General features: G+C 60.3%; 12 protein-coding genes. 8 read left to right on the top strand and 4 right to left on the bottom strand.

The features are described 5' to 3' along the window. Positions 1-34: 34 nt before the first annotated feature. From B0G81_RS29360 to B0G81_RS29350, 3 genes are all read right to left on the bottom strand, one after another. The gene (locus B0G81_RS29360) at positions 35-919 is read right to left on the bottom strand and encodes a Kdo hydroxylase family protein (RefSeq protein ID WP_106285876.1); all 885 of its coding nucleotides are present in this window, start codon (positions 917-919) and stop codon (positions 35-37) included. 49 nt (positions 920-968) lie between these two features. Further along, the gene (gene waaC / locus B0G81_RS29355) at positions 969-1,970 is read right to left on the bottom strand and encodes a lipopolysaccharide heptosyltransferase I (RefSeq protein WP_134140241.1); all 1,002 of its coding nucleotides are present in this window, start codon (positions 1,968-1,970) and stop codon (positions 969-971) included. A gap of 212 nt (positions 1,971-2,182) precedes the next feature. Beyond that, entirely contained in the window at positions 2,183-3,577 is a 1,395-nt protein-coding gene (locus tag B0G81_RS29350) for a phosphomannomutase/phosphoglucomutase (RefSeq protein WP_106285874.1), read from the bottom strand. A gap of 301 nt (positions 3,578-3,878) precedes the next feature. Here B0G81_RS29350 and B0G81_RS29345 point away from each other — a divergent pair, with 301 nt between their 5' ends. The 8 genes from B0G81_RS29345 (at position 3,879) to B0G81_RS29310 (ending at position 13,986) form a co-directional block, all read left to right on the top strand. Continuing rightward, complete coding sequence (locus B0G81_RS29345; RefSeq protein ID WP_134143240.1) at positions 3,879-5,141, top strand: oligosaccharide flippase family protein; 1,263 nt, start codon at positions 3,879-3,881, stop codon at positions 5,139-5,141. Next, positions 5,138-5,968 carry a glycosyltransferase gene (locus tag B0G81_RS29340; RefSeq protein WP_134140238.1) on the top strand — a complete coding sequence of 277 codons (831 nt, stop codon included), beginning with the start codon at positions 5,138-5,140 and terminating at the stop codon, positions 5,966-5,968. The genes B0G81_RS29345 and B0G81_RS29340 overlap by 4 nt, the downstream gene beginning before the upstream one ends. Positions 5,969-6,007: 39 nt before the next feature. After that, the gene (locus B0G81_RS29335; RefSeq protein ID WP_134140233.1) at positions 6,008-7,156 is read left to right on the top strand and encodes a glycosyltransferase family 4 protein; all 1,149 of its coding nucleotides are present in this window, start codon (positions 6,008-6,010) and stop codon (positions 7,154-7,156) included. 12 nt (positions 7,157-7,168) lie between these two features. Then, on the top strand, positions 7,169-8,191 hold the full coding sequence (gene galE, locus B0G81_RS29330) for a UDP-glucose 4-epimerase GalE (protein ID WP_134140231.1): 1,023 nt from the start codon (positions 7,169-7,171) through the stop codon (positions 8,189-8,191). Positions 8,192-9,158: 967 nt separating this feature from the next. Then, the gene (locus B0G81_RS29325; protein ID WP_134143239.1) at positions 9,159-10,022 is read left to right on the top strand and encodes a sugar transferase; all 864 of its coding nucleotides are present in this window, start codon (positions 9,159-9,161) and stop codon (positions 10,020-10,022) included. Positions 10,023-10,269: 247 nt separating this feature from the next. Next, entirely contained in the window at positions 10,270-11,565 is a 1,296-nt protein-coding gene (locus B0G81_RS29320; RefSeq protein WP_243856626.1) for a glycosyltransferase family 1 protein, read from the top strand. Between the two features lie 65 nt (positions 11,566-11,630). Further along, entirely contained in the window at positions 11,631-12,764 is a 1,134-nt protein-coding gene (locus B0G81_RS29315; RefSeq protein ID WP_134140229.1) for an AGE family epimerase/isomerase, read from the top strand. Positions 12,765-12,945: 181 nt separating this feature from the next. After that, positions 12,946-13,986 (top strand): hypothetical protein, encoded by a 1,041-nt coding sequence (locus B0G81_RS29310; RefSeq protein ID WP_134140227.1) that lies wholly within the window; start codon positions 12,946-12,948, stop codon positions 13,984-13,986. A 2,093-nt stretch (positions 13,987-16,079) separates the two neighbouring features. Here B0G81_RS29310 and B0G81_RS29305 read toward each other — a convergent pair. Next, complete coding sequence (locus B0G81_RS29305) at positions 16,080-16,472, bottom strand: hypothetical protein (protein WP_134140226.1); 393 nt, start codon at positions 16,470-16,472, stop codon at positions 16,080-16,082. Positions 16,473-16,703 lie beyond the last annotated feature (231 nt).

The raw sequence follows: 16,703 nt of genomic DNA, 5'->3' as shown, positions 1-16,703 counted from the left end.
CCATCGAGCGAAACCGGCAAATGGAACGCGGCGCTCAAACCAGCGCCCTGCCCTTCAGGCGCTCGAGAATTCCGAGTGGCGCGCATTCCGGCTGCGCCATCGCCTTGACCGGCAGGAAGAAAGTCTGCTCCAGCATGAACTGGCCGGACATCACCGCGTGCGAAGTCTGATCCGAGAAACACACCCAGACGCTGCCGGGCGGAAACGGCATGGTCTCCTGCGGGCTCGACTTCTGATAGTCAAGATCGGCTTTCATGCCGTCGTGCAGATGCAGCATCAAATGGTCGTACTCGCTTCGCGGCGATTTGGTCACGTGCAGCAGGTTCAGCAGCCATGCGGCGCCCGGCATTTGCGGCTTGATGCGCGGCAGGAAACGTTTGGCCATGTCCTCGAACGGTTCGCCGACGCGCCACACACGCGGCGCGCCGTGCGGATTGACGTTGGTGAACACGCGCAGAATACGCTCGCCGTAGTTCGGCCGGGAAGGAAAGGCGTCCACATGCAGACGGCTATCGTCTTTGCGCCATGACGTCTCGCGTGTTTCCACCTGATGCAGCCGCAGGCTGGTCGGCGCCACGCGCAACCTGCCGTTGTATTCGGGAAAGAGTCCGTCGACCAGCGTGCGCGCATTGGTCTGATAACGCGCGATCAACGCACGCACGGCGGATTGCGTGACGGCGTCGCCGGCCACGCCGTGCAGCGCGCCGCCATTGGGTTCGAGGCTGATGTTCTTGCGGTTCGGATCGGCGAGCGCGGGGTCGAGCAGCGCCTGTTCGCCGCCTTCGATCGCGAAGCGCAGATTGGGGAAATACAGCACTTTGCCGCGTTCGACGCCGGCAAGCAGCGTTTCGCGCGGCACGGACAGGTTGCGCCCGTGCCAGTCGGCGTTCGCTACTTCGATGATCTGGGTTTCGTTCATGGTCGCCCTTGAAAACGGTTGGAGCGCAAGGCGGAGCGCCCCGGACGGGTCATAGCAGGCCGAAGCCCGCGAGTGCCGACTTCACCTGTTGCAGCGTGGGCGGCTGTCCGGCCGTGCCGAGATTGACGACGTTCGGCGACCAGTAGCCGCCAGTACGCCACGCAGTGGCGAAATTGTACAACTCGACCGTCGGTCGCTTCAGCGCCGCGGCGATGTGAACCAGACCTGTGTCAACACCGACGGTGGCGGCCGCGCCTTCGATCAGGCCGACCACCGCGGGCAACGAGAGCCGGGGCGGCACGATGGCCGCGGCGCCGAACTCTTTCGCCAGACGCTCGCTGGTCGCGCGCTCCTCTTCGCTGCCCCAGGGCAGCACGATCGACGCGCCGCGCCGCACCAAAGACTGCCCCAACTCGATCCATGCCGTGTCGGGCCACTGCTTGTCGGCGCGCGAAGTGGCGTGCACGAACACGACGTACGGCACCGGCAAGTTCAGATTCGCCTCCGACAAGGCCAGCGCAGCGCGCCCGGTGTCGATGCCGAAGTCGATGTCGTCGGTGGGCTGCGGCGGCGGGTCGTTCAACGCCGCGGCCACCAGTTGACGCGTACGCTCGACCACGTGGGTGCGCGGTTCGATCGGCACGCGCTTGTCGTAGAAAAAGCGCACCGGCCATTCGAAGCCCGCGCCGTCGGTGCGGTTCCCGAGACCGACCAGCGTGCCGCGCGCCATGCTCGCGACCCACGCGGTCTTGATGAGCCCCTGGCAGTCGATCACGAGGTCGTAGTGTTCGGCGGCGAGCGCGCGGCGAAATGCGCCGATCTCGCGCCAGTTGTCGACCGACAGAATGCGCTTGCGCCAGCGCCGCAGCGACACGGGAATCGCCCGGTGCACGCCGCTCACGAGTTGCACGAGCCCCACGAAGCTTTCTTCGACGAGCCAGTCGATCTGGGCCTCGGGATGGCGGCGTCGGATATCGGCGATCACCGGCATGTTGTGAACGACGTCGCCCAGCGACGACACCCTCACGATCAGTATCTTTTGCACGCTCAAGAGTGGGAAAACCGGCTATCCGGCCCGAAGATGCGTTGAGAGAGCCCCAAAGGGCATGAGAAAACCTGAAACACTCAGCCGTTTCTCATGAGGACGGCAATTCTAGCGCGTTGCATGCACACCGCATGAAAAAACGCGGCGCGGTAAGAGAAACCCGCGCCGCGTTCGACGGCCACCGCGATTCGAACCGAACCGCGGCGCCGCTCATGCGTTTAGAACGGCAGCTTCGCGTCCGGCTTTTCCGCCATGATCACCCGGCGGAAGTCTTCCTGGATGCGCCTGAGCGCCGCGTCGTTATCGGCTTCGAAGCGCATCACCACGACCGGCGTGGTGTTCGACGAGCGAGCGAGACCGAAACCGTCCGGATACTCGACGCGCAGGCCGTCGATCTTCACGACGTCGTCCGCGCCGGTGAATTGTGCGTTTTTCTGCAGACGCGCGATGAGTTCGAAGTTTTCGCCTTCTTCAAGCTTCAGTTGCAGTTCCGGCGTCGAGTTCGAGTTCGGCAGCGAGTTCAGCAGCTTGCTCGGGTCTTCCACACGCGTGAGGATTTCGAGCAGACGCGCTCCCGTGTACAGGCCGTCGTCGAAACCGTACCAGCGATCCTTGAAGAACACGTGGCCGCTCATTTCGCCGGCCAGCGGGGCGCCGGTTTCGCGCAGCTTCGCTTTGACGAGCGAGTGGCCGGTCTTCCACATGAGCGGCTCGCCGCCCTTGTCCTTGACCCACTTGGCGAGGTTACGCGTGCACTTCACGTCGTAAATGATCTGCGCGCCCTTGTTGCGCGACAGCACTTCTTCGGCGAACAGCATGAGTTGACGGTCCGGATAGATGATCTGGCCGTCTTTGGTGACCACGCCGAGGCGGTCGCCGTCGCCGTCGAACGCGAAGCCGATTTCGGCGTCCGTTTCCTTCAGCGCGCGGATCACGTCCTGCAGGTTTTCCGGGTGAGCCGGGTCCGGGTGATGGTTCGGGAAGTTGCCGTCGATCTCGGTGAACAGTTCGACCAGTTCGCAGCCGAGCTTCTTGAACAACTTGGGCGCAAGGCCGCCGGCCACGCCGTTGCCGGTATCGACCACGATCTTCATGGGACGCGCGAGCTTGATGTCGCTCGTGATGCGATCCAGATAGGCGTCGGCGATGTCGTACTCCGTGTACGTGCCGCTGCCCGCCGAGAAGTTCTCGTCGACGATGCGCTGATGCAGCGCGAGAATCTGCTCGCCGTAAATCGCCGCGCCGCGCAGGACCATCTTGAAGCCGTTGTAGTCGGGCGGATTATGGCTACCCGTAACCACGATGCACGAATCGACGCGGCGCTCGCCGCCGTCGAGCTGCAACGGCACGCTGGCCGCGAAGTAGCCGACCGGTGTGGGCACCATGCCCACATTGACCACATCGACGCCGGCTTCACGCAGGCCGTCCGACAAAGCCTGGACCAACTCGGGACCCGACAGGCGCCCGTCACGCGCGACCACGACGGCGTCGCCGCCCTGGGCCCGCACTTCGCTGCCGAACGCGCGGCCGATCGAACGTGCTGCATCGGCGTCGAGCGTCTTGCCGATTACACCGCGAATGTCATACGCCTTGAAAATAGATTTGGAGATCATGTTGGCTCACTTGCGTGCAATGGAGAAATTTGACCGGCGCACCGCCGATGAATCGGTAAAACACAGCGATGCGCCCTTGCCGGAAGCGATCCGGTTCCAACTTATAATTGCGCTTTTCGGACCAGCCTTATAGCACCATTCTAATGCTTAGACGCCCTCCAAATGTAAAGTTGCCGCGACCGTCGGCGGGTTGGGCAAACGCGCGCCCTGTGCCGCACGGGTCATGCGTGCCGCTCATGCTTGCGGCGCCGCACGCATGGTCGGCACGCTCAGCGCAAGTGGACTGGCGAGCGGCCAGCGGATGCTGACGCTCAAGCGCTTCGCCAATCCGGACGTCACGCGCGCCTTCACGAATATCGTCTGGCTCGGGCTGGAGCGGCTCACGCAGATCGGCGTGGCGATCGTGATCAGCGGCATGCTGGCGCGCTACTTCGGGCCGGACACGTTCGGCAAATGGCAATACGCGAACACGCTGCTGCTGGTGCTCTCGCCCATTACCTGGGTGTGCGGCGCAGAGATTCTGGTGCCTACCATCGTCAATCGGCCGCCGGCGCAGCTCGGCACGGTGCTCGGCAGCGCTTTCGCGCTGCGCATTTCCGTCTCTGTGGCCGCTTTGCTGCTGACCTGGCTCGGCATCGCCTTGCATTTCTTCGAACCGCTGGTCGGCGCCATGCTCGCCGGCCTTGCCGTCACCATGCTGTTTCGCGAACCGTTCGTCGGCGTGGTCAACGCGTGGCTGCAGAGCATGACCTATAGCAAGCCGCAATTGCTCACCAGCATGAGCACCGCGGTGCTGAAGGCCGCGCTGGTCTATCTGCTGGTGCGCGCCGCAGCCGCGCCCGCGCGTTTCGGCTGGCTGTGGGCGCTCGAATCGGCCGCCATCGGCGCAGTCCTACTGGTCTATTACGTGCGCCGGCATGGCGGCAAGCTCGGCTGGCGTCTCGACCGTTCGCTCTTCAGGCACTTCGCGAGCGCCGGCACGGTGTTCTGGCTCGGCCTGATCGGTATGTACCTGTTCCTGAAACTGGACCGGCTGATGCTCGAACGGACGATTTCCTTCGCCGATCTCGGACGCTATTCCGCCGCCCAGCAGTTGAACGAAAACTGGATCACGCTCGCGCTGATGCTCGCGCAGACCATTGCGCCCGCCTTCGTCTACCGCGTGCAGGACGCCGCCCAATTGCGCCGCAATATGTGGCGGCTCACGGCCATGACTGCTGTGCTGATGGTGAGTGGCGCGATCGTGCTGGATCTGCTGGCCGGGCTGATCATCCGCCGCGTGTTCGGGCCGCAGTTCGAAGGCGCGATCGAGATCTTCCGCTGGGCCGTGTGGCTGTCGGTACCCGCCGGCATCGAGGCGATCGGCAATCTCATCGTGTTGAAATATCAGGCCAAATTCGTCCTGCTCGCCAAGTGGCTGCTGGCGCTGGCCGTTGCGTTCGTGGTCAATCTGCTGGCCATTCCGCGCTTTGGCGCCTATGGCGCACTCATGGGCCTCGCCGCGGGATACCTGGCTGCCGCCTCGGTTAATCTTTATTACATTCGTTTCAAATTGCGCCCATGACGAACTCACCCGCCACCGCGCAAATGACCCTCGACGATGTCGCGGTGTTGATTCCCGCCTATAACGGCCAGACCGATGTCGACCTCACGCTGGCGTCGTTCAGTGAAAGCGCGCCGGTGCACGTGCTGATCGTCGACGACGGCAGCACGCCGCCGATCGTCGCGCCGGCCATCGCCAATATGACGATCGAAGTGTTGCGCATGGCGCAGAACGGCGGGATCGAACGCGCGTTGCAAACCGGCATCGACGCGCTTGCCCAGCGCGGCTTTCGCTACGCGGCGCGCATCGATGCGGGCGACCGCAGCGTGCCGCAGCGGCTCGCCAAACAGCGCAGGTTCATGGAATCGCATCCGCGCGTGGCAGGGCTCGGCATGTGGACGCAAGTCGTCACGCGCGAAGGCAAGCCGCTCTTCATGCTGACGCCGCCCGCCGAACCGAACGCGATCCGCCGCCTGCGCTTCTTCCGCTCATGCCTTGCGCATCCTTCGATGATGCTGCGTCTCGACGCCGTGCGCGCGGTCGGCAACTACCGCGCCGAGTACCGTTCCGCCGAAGATCTCGATCTGTTCGTACGTCTGATGGAACGCTACGACTGCGCGAACCTGCCCGAGCTCGGGCTCTACTACGAACTGAACGAAGGCGGCATCAGCGCGACCCGGCGGCGCCGCCAGGTGAGTTCGACGCTGCGCCTGCAGCTGCGCTACTTCAACGCCGCCAATCTGTACGACTGGCTGGGCCTCGCCAAAAATCTGCTGCATCTGGTGACACCCTACGGCGCACTGCAGCGGATCAAGCGCAGCCTGCTCACGCCGCGCGCGAGCCATTAAATCATTCACCATCCCATTCACCGCCGAGCTCGTTCCCGCATGAAGCCTGCCTTGAAGTCGACGCCCGCGTTGCGCATTACACTCGTCTGTAACACCGCCTGGGCAATCTATACCTATCGGCAAGGGCTGATCCGTATGCTGGTCGGACGCGGCGTCGACGTGACGATCGTCGCGCCGCGCGACCGCACGTTCGAACTGCTCACCGCCATGGGCTGCCGCTGCATCGACTTGCCGGTCGCCTCGAAAAGCACCAGTCCACGCGACGACCTGCGCACACTGTACGCGCTCTACCGGCACTACCGGTCGATCCGTCCGCACGTGGTGTTCCACTACACGATCAAGCCGAATATCTACGGTTCGATCGCCGCGAAGCTGGCGGGCGTGCAGTCGGTTGCGGTCACAACGGGACTGGGTTACGTGTTCATCCAGCATAGCCGCGCCGCTCAGGTGGCCAAAAAACTGTATCGTTTTGCGTTCCGTTTCCCGCGCGAAATATGGTTTTTGAATCGCGACGATCAAGCGGCGTTTGTCGAACAGAATTTGTTAGTGCATCCTGAGCGTGCGCGGCTCTTGCATGGCGAAGGCGTCGACCTCGTGCAGTTCGCCTTCACGCCACTGCCCGAGCGCACCGATTACCGCTTCGTGCTGATCGGGCGGCTGCTGTGGGACAAGGGCGTGGGCGAATATGTCGACGCCGCGCGACGCTTGCGTGAACGTTACCCGCACGCGCGGTTCCAGTTGCTCGGCCCGGTCGGCGTCGACAATCCCAGCGCGATCACGCGCGAGGAAGTGGCGGCATGGGAGCGGGAAGGCATCATCGAGTATCTTGGCGAGGCGCACGACGTGCGACCTTTGATCGCCGAGGCGGATTGCGTGGTCCTGCCGTCGTATCGCGAAGGCGTGCCGCGTACGCTGATGGAAGCCTCGGCGATAGGCCGGCCGATCGTCGCCACCGACGTGCCCGGCTGCCGCGAGGTGGTGGCGGACGGCGTCAACGGATTGCTGTGCGAAGTGCGCAATGCAGAAAGCCTTGCGGCCGCGCTGGCACGCATGCTCGACATGAGCAGCGCGCAGCGGCGGGCCATGGCGGAACGCGGCCGGAAGAAAGTCGCGGAAGAATTCGACGAACGGGTGGTCGTCGAAACGTATAAGGACCTGGTGCAGAAAATGACGGGCGTTTTACTTTAACGGAGCAACAGCATGACCACGAAGGGCACGATTCTGGTAACGGGCGGCGCGGGTTTTATCGGCTCGCACACCTGTGTCGAACTGCTGAACGGCGGTTACGACGTCGTGGTAATCGACAATCTCGTGAACAGCAACCGCGAATCGCTGCGGCGCGTGGAAAAGATCACCGGCAAGGCGGTGACCTTCTACGAAGCCGATGCACGCGACGAAGCTGCGCTCAACCGTATTTTCGACGCGCATCCGATCACGGGCGCCATTCACTTTGCCGCGCTGAAGGCCGTGGGCGAGTCTGTGGCCAAGCCGATCGAGTACTACAGCAACAACGTCGGCAGCCTGCTGACCTTGCTCGGCGTGATGCGCGACCGTAACGTCAAGCAGTTCGTGTTCAGTTCGTCGGCGACCGTGTACGGCGTGCCGAAGAGCTCGCCGATCGACGAGTCGTTCCCGCTGTCGGCCACCAATCCCTACGGCCAGTCGAAGCTGATCGCCGAGCAGGTGCTGCGCGACCTGGAACTGGCCGATCCGTCTTGGCGCATTGCCACGCTGCGTTACTTCAATCCGGTCGGCGCGCACGAGAGCGGCCTGATCGGCGAAGATCCCGCCGGCATTCCGAACAACCTGATGCCGTATGTCGCGCAAGTGGCGGTCGGCAAGCTCGAGAAGCTGCGCGTGTTCGGCGGCGACTATGAGACGCCTGACGGCACCGGCGTGCGCGACTATATCCACGTCGTCGATCTGGCGCGCGGACATCTGGCCGCGCTCGATGCGCTGGTCAAGCGCGATGCCAGTTTCGTGGTGAACCTCGGCACAGGTCAGGGCTATAGCGTGCTGGATGTGGTGCGTTCATTCGAGAAAGCATCGGGCAAGCCGGTGCCGTACGAGATCGTGGCGCGCCGGCCAGGCGACGTTGCTTCGTGTTTTGCGGACCCGGCCGCGGCAGAGAAGATTATCGGCTGGCGCGCGCAGTTCGGCATCGAGCGGATGTGCGCGGATCACTGGCGCTGGCAGTCCACGAATCCGCAAGGATTCGCGTGAGTTGAATGAAGTCGACGGCGGCGCGAAGAAGCCGCCAGGCAGGGGTTTTGCCGCCGTCGATTGCGCTTCCCTTCAACGTTCTAATTCGATTTGACAAGCCAGATGAAAGACCTGGCCTATTCTGTGCGAAATCGAACACTCGTCTGGCAGGCTAGCCAACACAGTTAAGCCAACCAATCTAACGTCACAGGCTCGGCCGAAATCCGGAAACAGCGCGCAATGCATCGCGGCGGCAATCCACACTGATCTGGTCGCGACCCGGCGTGTGCGCGACGAGCCGCTTTCATCATACACATGGATGCGGAGATCGAAGCATGCCCTAACCGAGCTTTGTGTGCTGTACCGAACGGAGTAGCGGCATTCGTACGGATACTCTACGTCTACAGATGCTCGACCCAACACGGAGCGGGCAGGTAGCTATTGATCGCTCGCCACCTTGGTCCGATGCGGAAATGGCAACAGGGTGCCGCCCACGTGAAGCCGGTTTATCTATCGCATCCGGCTTCGGTAGAGACAATCGGATTTTGACAACGATCAACACTTTCGTAGTGCCGACGGTGACCGCCAGATGTATTGCGACACTATTTGGCATATCTTTCTGAGTCGGCCAAGACATCGGCATTTTACGACTTGTCCACAAACGGACGCCGAATCATCAAGCTATACTTTCTATTTAAACAACTAGGGTTTGAATTGACGGGGAATGCGGTGCTTCGCAAGCTGCTAGCGCGCCCCTTCTCGAAAGTCGACGTTTGTTTTAGTCAGTTTTATTGTGCTTTACTGACTGTTTATCTAAAGTAATTTTTATAGCCATAAAATATTGCTATATGCCTGCTTCCTATCTCGAGTTGTCCGCCGCAATCGTCTGATGCTGCAAACGCTGTGCCAAAACGATTGAAACAACCGGCGCGATCTGCAATGCCGAACAGTGATGTACTCGTCAACGAACTTCGAACCGGGGGCAGCAATGGCTTTAGTCGGCAAGGTATCGGAATCAGCGTCAAAGGACGCCCATCCTTTCGATACCCGCTACGAAGGTCATTCGCACGCCGACCATCCTGAATTGGGCGCCCTCGGCTTTTCGGCTTCGAATATGGATAGCGCCTTGGAATACAGCCGCAGTGACGAGTCCTTTTCTGCGGACGTGTCAGCGGACACCACCGCAAATTCCACGGCTTGCCGTACGTCGTCGGCGGCGAACGAACTTGGCATTCCCTCCGCAAAAGGTGACTTCACGAAACGCGTTTTCGATATTTTCGGCGCATCTGCGTTGCTCCTTGTACTGCTGCCGATTTTTCTCATAGTAGGTTGCGTCGTGGTGAGCGACGGAGGGTCGGCTTTCTTTGGGCACCCGCGCGTCGGAAGAGGCGGACGACCGTTTCGCTGTTTCAAGTTCCGCTCCATGGTGCCGAAAGCCGAGGTCGTTCTCGCCGAACTCCTTGCCACCGACGCCAACGCGCGTGAAGAATGGAATCGCGATTTCAAGCTTAAGAACGATGTGCGGGTCACCGCCGTCGGCCGGTTTCTGCGCAAGACGAGCCTTGATGAACTGCCTCAACTCTGGAATGTTCTTCGCGGCGACATGAGTCTCGTCGGCCCTCGCCCCATCGTCACCAAGGAGCTGGACAAGTATGGCCCCGACGCCCGCTATTACCTGTCGGTCAGGCCCGGCGTGACAGGATTGTGGCAAGTCAGCGGACGGAATAATGTTGACTATGCAACGAGAATCGCACTGGACGTCTCGTACGTGAAAGAACGATCGACGCTGCTCGACATCAGCATTCTGCTGAGAACATTCAAAGTGGTCTTCGACGGAAGCGGGGCGTATTGAACATCGTGCACGCCCGGCACAGCAAAGTAATCCGTATGGAGTGCCTATGCAAATTGTTCACGTCGTCAAATCGGCTTCTACAGTCACGCTCTCCGTGGCGTGCATGCTTTCAAATCGTCTTGCCAGTGAGAGCCACGAAGTCTGCGTCGAATACTCACGGCGTAGCGAAACACCGCCAAATTACCTTCTCTCTCCCCCGAACGTCGCGTTGCGGCAATTTCACATGAAGGCCGAGCGGTGAACGTTCGTGCTGGCTGACAGCGCCTTCTCGATGCTCACCTCGAAAGGCATACCGGAGCGATATCTGATGAAACAATTAGCGGAGCGGTCCAACGTGCGCCGGGAAGAGCCCCCCGTTCAGACCGCGTTGCCAGCCGACACCAGCCCGGCGCGAGACTCTCAGTGGCGAGGTCCCTCTGCCGGGTTTGCAATCAACGGCAAGTTTGCGTCTCAACGCATAACAGGGGTGCAACGTGTCGGATATGAACTGGCGATCGCGTTCCAGCGTCTGTTTCCCGAGGAAACCGACCTGCTCGTGTTGATTCCTGCGAACGCAAGAACCGACGTTATGTTGCCGAAAGCAAAAATGATCGGCCGATGGTTGAAGGGTTCGTTGTGGGAGCAACTGGCGCTGCCATTCGCGATTGGCGGCCGAACGCTTCTCAGCCTTTGCAATATGGGCCCCTTGTTTGCTCGCCGCCAGGTCGTGATGATGCATGACGTGGCGATCTACGATCTCCCGGAAAATTACTCGTGGAAGTACAGGCTCTGGTATCGCGTGGCGTTTTTGCTGCTCAAGCGCAACGCCAGTCACATCCTGACGGTGTCGGAATTCTCGAAGACACGAATCATCGAGCGCCTTGGCATCGACGGGTCGCGCATCTCGGTGGTCCTGAATGGCGTGGACCACTTTGAAAAGATCGCACCGGACCCAGCGATTCTGTCGCGGTTGAATCTGCAGAACGATGGTTACGTGCTCGCTGTCGGAAGTCTCTCGGCAGGAAAGAACCTTCCACGCATCGTTGCCGCGATGGAGCGCCTAAGTGAGCGCCATGACCTGAAGTTTGTTGTCGTTGGTGGATGCGATTTGCGGGTCTTCAAATCGCAGGCAAAGGTGGGTTACAACTTGTCGAAAAACATCATCCCCGCAGGATTCGTATCGGACGGCGAATTGAGAGCACTGTATGAGCATGCAGCCTGCTTTCTGTTTCCTTCGCTATACGAGGGCTTCGGATTGCCGCCGCTTGAAGCGATGTCTTGTGGATGTCCAGTCATCGTGTCACGTGAGGCTTCGCTTCCTGAGGTATGCGGCAATGCTGCAATGTACTGTGACGCGCATTCGGTCGACGACATCGTCGACAAGGTAACGCAGATGATGGCCGACGCCGCTGCGCGCGAAACCTGGCGCGAACGCGGAAGGGACCATGCTCGTGGCTTCCGGTGGGAACGGTCTGCACATCAATTGCTCGATGTTCTGGAGCGTGAGCTCGCGAGCGGAGTGGCTCGCCCAGTTCACGTGCGATCCGCAGCATCACGCGTTTAGCGCGATCGCAGCAGGGTGCACGTCCCAATATCTCAACCAGGACCTTATCGAAGGAGATTTGCAGCATGAATACGCCCGCCTCCACGATCACCCTTGCCGCCACGCTACGAGATCACTTCGCACGCGTCGTCTTGCCGATCTGGCGCGGGCCGGGCTTCAATACCGCGATGCATCTGCCCTACGAGGCCGTCAGCGCTGACGCGGAACACCTTCCGATGCCGGTTGAACGTTATCGCGCGATGGCGTGCGCGCGGCAGTTGTTCGTTTTCTCGCAAGCCGGCGAAGCAGCCCATGCCCATATGCTGTTCGAAGCCCTGCTGCACTACTTTCAGGACGAGCAGCGCGGAGGCTGGTTCTACAGCGTTGATGCACAAGGTGCGCCGCTCGATACTACAAAGGATCTCTATACGCACGCCTTCCTGGTCTTCGCGTGCGCTGCATATGCGGCACGCTTCGACAATCGCGATGCGCTCGACCTCGTCCATAGCACCTCAGCACTGATCGAAACGCGTTTTGCCGCGCAGCATGGATTATTCAACGCAGCGCTCGATGTGGATTTTTCGGCAGTGACCGGCACGCCGGTGCAAAACCCGTTGATGCATCTCACCGAAGGGTGGCTCGCCGCACGCGAGGTGACCCAGGACAGTGCTTTCGATTCCGCGTTGCGCACGCTGGCCGATGCCATCGAACGCACCTTTGTTCATGCGCCGACCGGCTGTATCGCGGAACTACCGTTGGGTGCCGATGACAACCGCCTGGAACCCGGCCATCAGTTCGAATGGTTCTGGTTGGTCAGGCAAGCGGGCGCGCTACTGGCTGGATCGGGTCTCGACGGCGCGCTCTCGCGCGCGTTTCAGTTTGCGCAGCAACATGGCGTGGATCCGGTCACCGGCAGCGTGTGCGCGTCGCTCGACGAAGCCGGTCGCGTAAAGGATGCCACTCAGCGGATCTGGGCGCAAAGCGAATATCTGCGCGCACTCGCCACTCGCGACGACGACGCGGCGCGCGCCGTGCTGCCCGGGCAGATCGAGCACTTCCGCCAGCGGTTTCTGCACGCGCAAGGCTGGTTCGAATGCAAGACGGCCGCGGGCGATGTGTCGCGCGCCGACATGCCGTCGACTACGCCCTATCACCTCGCCACCGCTTACGCCGCGCTACCGGCTGAGGCTCGCGTTGCTCGCAACATGGCTGCGGCTTGACCGCAGTCTGAGAAGATTAAGGCCTGCACTCGCTCAACTTGCGCGCCCTGAGCCAGTTCCCGATTCGTTTCTCCAGATGTTACTCGTCGTCATCGTGTCCATCGATCGCAAACGAACGGATGCATACGCGCTCATATGGCAAGCATCCTGTTCAGCAGCTTTACCTGATTGGAGCTATGTGTTGAAACTTCGACTGATGGTGCTGATTGTCTTGCTTGCCTCAGCCAGTGCTACCCTGACGGCGCACTTTGATGGCGCCCGTAACCGTGACGGCCCGAAGGGGCCACAGGTCAGCACGGCTGGACGCATCCCGTTTTACGGTGTCAACGGGCATTATGTTCAAGGGGGCGTCTACTCTGCGAACATCCCGCAACAGGTCGCTGACATGCGGGCGATGGGGATCACGTCGATCCGCCAGGACTGCTACAGCACCGCCGATACGGCGAAAATGGCCAGTCTGGTGACTTCGTTCGCGCCTATCAAAATCCAGCCGGTCTTCAATGTCTTCCCGACGACCACCGACGAAACGACCGCTTACAACCAGTACTACGCCTACGGCAAGACCGTGGCCGGTCAACTTGCCGGCAAGGTTGCTGTGATCGAGATGATGAACGAACCGGAGAACATGTACTTCAAGAATGGCCCCTCATACGGCGGCCAGGACGTCACCGAATGGGCAACTTCGAACAGTCAGTGGCCAGCGTTTCGCGGTGCTGTGCGCGGTTTCTACGCGGGGTTCCGCGCCGTAGATACGACCAAGCAAACCCTCATTGCCAGCCCGAGTGTAGGTTGGCTGCACTACGGCATGCTCGAAGGCCTGTGGAAAGGCGAAGCGCCGGATGGGTCGACCGGGCATCCGACCGCGACCTGGGATATCACGAACTATCACTGGTACCACGACTTTGGAGACATCGAAGATGCTAGAGGCGTCAACACCTTGGCGGCCATCAGATCCTTGTTCAACCTCCCGATCATGTTGACAGAGATCGGCGTACAAAAGCGCGTATCGAGTTCCGTTTATAACTCGTACCTGGCTTCGAGCTTTGCCGAATACGCCAGCAAAGCCAAGACCTACAACATCGTCGGCGTTGACTGGTACGAGCTTTATAATTTTCAGGATATCGACGGCTTTTATATGGGCCTGTATAGATCGCCCGGCGTGGTCAACACGGGTCGTGCGACCGCTATGGCCAGCGCCGTCGCAGCAAATCCCGCACCTTGACAGCCTGATTTCGGGGCGCCAAGGGATTCATTCGCGGCCGGGAATTATCAGACGGTTCCGCGATCTAGTGCTAGCCTTGAACGCGCGCGGGACCTTCCGCTCCGCCTTCATCTTGCTCCTACGGCCATCTCCCAAATTCCCAAACCTGCTGGAGCGCCGGCTAAAGGCCTGAGCGGCCGTGTGCAGGGTTGCAGGATGTTTATTTTCGTCTCACTCGAGCTAGTCGCTTTCATCAAATTCACCATTTGCGCCCACAATTTCTCGGGTGCCGCGTGCGATTCCTCCTCATCACCGCACCTATCGCATAGGTATCCATATCAATTGAGATTTCGCGGCCTACTCGACGGAATCCCTGATTCCCATTCAATGGTCACGCCCAGACACGAGCCAACGTATCAGTTGATCAGCGCCCTCGCCTGGCACGCTGGTTAATCAGGCTATCGAGCATGGCGTCTAGCGCTTTGACCTCATTCGCCAACGTCGACCAGCGACCGCCGCGTGGTCGTCTGCGTCGGCAACGTGGGGGGTTCCCAATGAAGAGCCACGGGCAACCTTCGATGTATTCCCCGTTTTCACATCAGAAGACGATCACGGACATTCTGAGGCGCGCTCACCAGTAAGGCTCGCGGTTGATTAACAGCCTGTGTCTTCGCCTCAACCGCACTGCGTCCTGTTACGGAGACGGCACGCAGCCTCCGCGGCACTGGACCGCTCCGTGAGGATAACCACAGCTCGTCCGGGAAAGGCTGCATGCGCGGCGCTCTCGGCATCAGTGAGATCCGACATTTCTTTAGATCGGTGCATCGCGCGGTCGAGACGATTGACTTCCAGTACCTCAATCGCGTGATCGCGGAGCGCGCGAGTCGATCCCCAGCACAGGTCACATCGTCCGGCGCTCGGAAGCGAGCTTAGACTGCACGCCTCTCCTATGGACCAGCGAAAAACGTACCGCGACGGAGATGGCGATCGTGACGTCGCTCGTGCCGCTTCTGACAATGCCGAACTCTGTCCTGCTGTTGCCGGAAACGCCACCTGTTGGGATGTTCGGCGGCGTTGCCTCTCATTGGGCAACCTGATAAGTGCAAGCACTGCGGGAGCATTGCTGCCAATGTGGAGCACATGCCGACTGTCTGCTGATGCTGATGGCGGCGCTTGCCTATGCACGGCGTGTTGCTGAGGGTGCTTGCATGGCGAGCTGCGGTCACGGCAGTCGACGTATCTGCTGGCCTCCGTCGCATTGATCTTCATGCTGTTGATCGAATTGCGACTGCCGTGGCATGCCGTGCTTCCAAGCCACGCGTGTCTACCGCTGATCGCCCGTGCGAGCAATGCTGTGTCGGTGGTATTGCCGTACTTTTGGTCGACTCCTGTAGGGACGCCGATATAGCTCGTGATGCGAAAAAAAATGCGCGAGATCTCGACGCGCCGACGCCGCCAATCATGTTACCGCGCTCGCGGATTTTCAGCTGTTTTGTTCCTCAGAATGTCTTGAATATCTAATAAAAAGGATGCGACACCATTTCTGCATTTTTCATTCAGATTTCCGGTTTGGCTTATTTTAAGGGACGGATGGAACTCATCAGTCAATTTGTACTACTAATGTAAAAAATTCATTATGACATCCCGTGCACTTCGTTTCTTAATATGCAGACAAATCAAACATTTACGTTTTCCTGCTCGTGACGAGGTAGAGATTTCCCATTCGCTCCGATTTGGAAAATCTTCTGACAAGTCCGAGTGAAATTTTTCGTAATTGTCACTTATCTCCGTCGAGCTGGGCACGTTACACGAATGAAACGTTTATAATTCGTCTGCCTAGAAACTTCTGTAACTAATACCGACGACCCGATCCGGGATGGCACGCTCTGTAACAGTTACATCGGTCGTTGCTGCCTGCGGTAGCTCGTTCTTCTGGTGCAAAGCGGGACTGGTGGGCGAGCGGCACGCGCCAAATTCCGACGCATCGCGTCTTTGACCGCTTCGGATCGCGAAGCAAGTCCGCGGTTCAACCGGTTTTTTTGGTTTCGAACCCGATTCGCGAGGCGAGGGAATCGCCTCGATCACTGTCGAGTCGACGGGTTCGTATAGCGGTTTCAAAGGTGAGGAGCAGTCGCGGATTTAATGTTTGGAACGGTGAGATCGGCCTGCTGCGGTAAGCATCGCAGCGAAGACAGGTTGTCGGCGATGGTGTCGAGATCTTCCTGACCGTAGATCGATAGGTCTCTTTGGGCGGGCATTGGCGCAGCGGTCCGTCGGTGTTTGCGCGCGCCGTATTGCCAAGGGCGGCGAGAGTCGCAGGAATAGACGTGCCACGTCGGTCGCAGCGGTGTGTTCGACGTCGCGACAACGTTTCCCTGATCGCAGGTGAAACGTTGTCGTAAAGGCCCGGCGATCGGATTGAGTTTGATGGAGAAGCCGGCAAGCACCCAAGCGGCCGCGACATTTTTCGCCTTCGTTAGTACCACGAAGCGGTACGCCGTTCGCACAGAGCACCTCCCGATGACTGGTTGCCCGTGCCCCTGATTTAGTCGCTTCCTTGTAACCGTGCAGCAGCCTGTCTTTTATTTCGGGCGGCCGCACATGAATACTGATCCTGCCGGAAGTCTGGCCGCGGCGGTCTGTGCCGCGTGTGTGCGGCATGCGCGTGTTATGACCATCGCGCCGGCAGGCAACGATGACGGCACAGCTCGCCGCGCGGCTGTACCTGGACGGCCGTA

The organism is Paraburkholderia sp. BL6665CI2N2, assembly GCF_004366535.1.
Taxonomy (GTDB): Bacteria; Pseudomonadota; Gammaproteobacteria; order Burkholderiales; family Burkholderiaceae; genus Paraburkholderia.
This window is presented reverse-complemented; position numbering and strand designations above follow the sequence as displayed.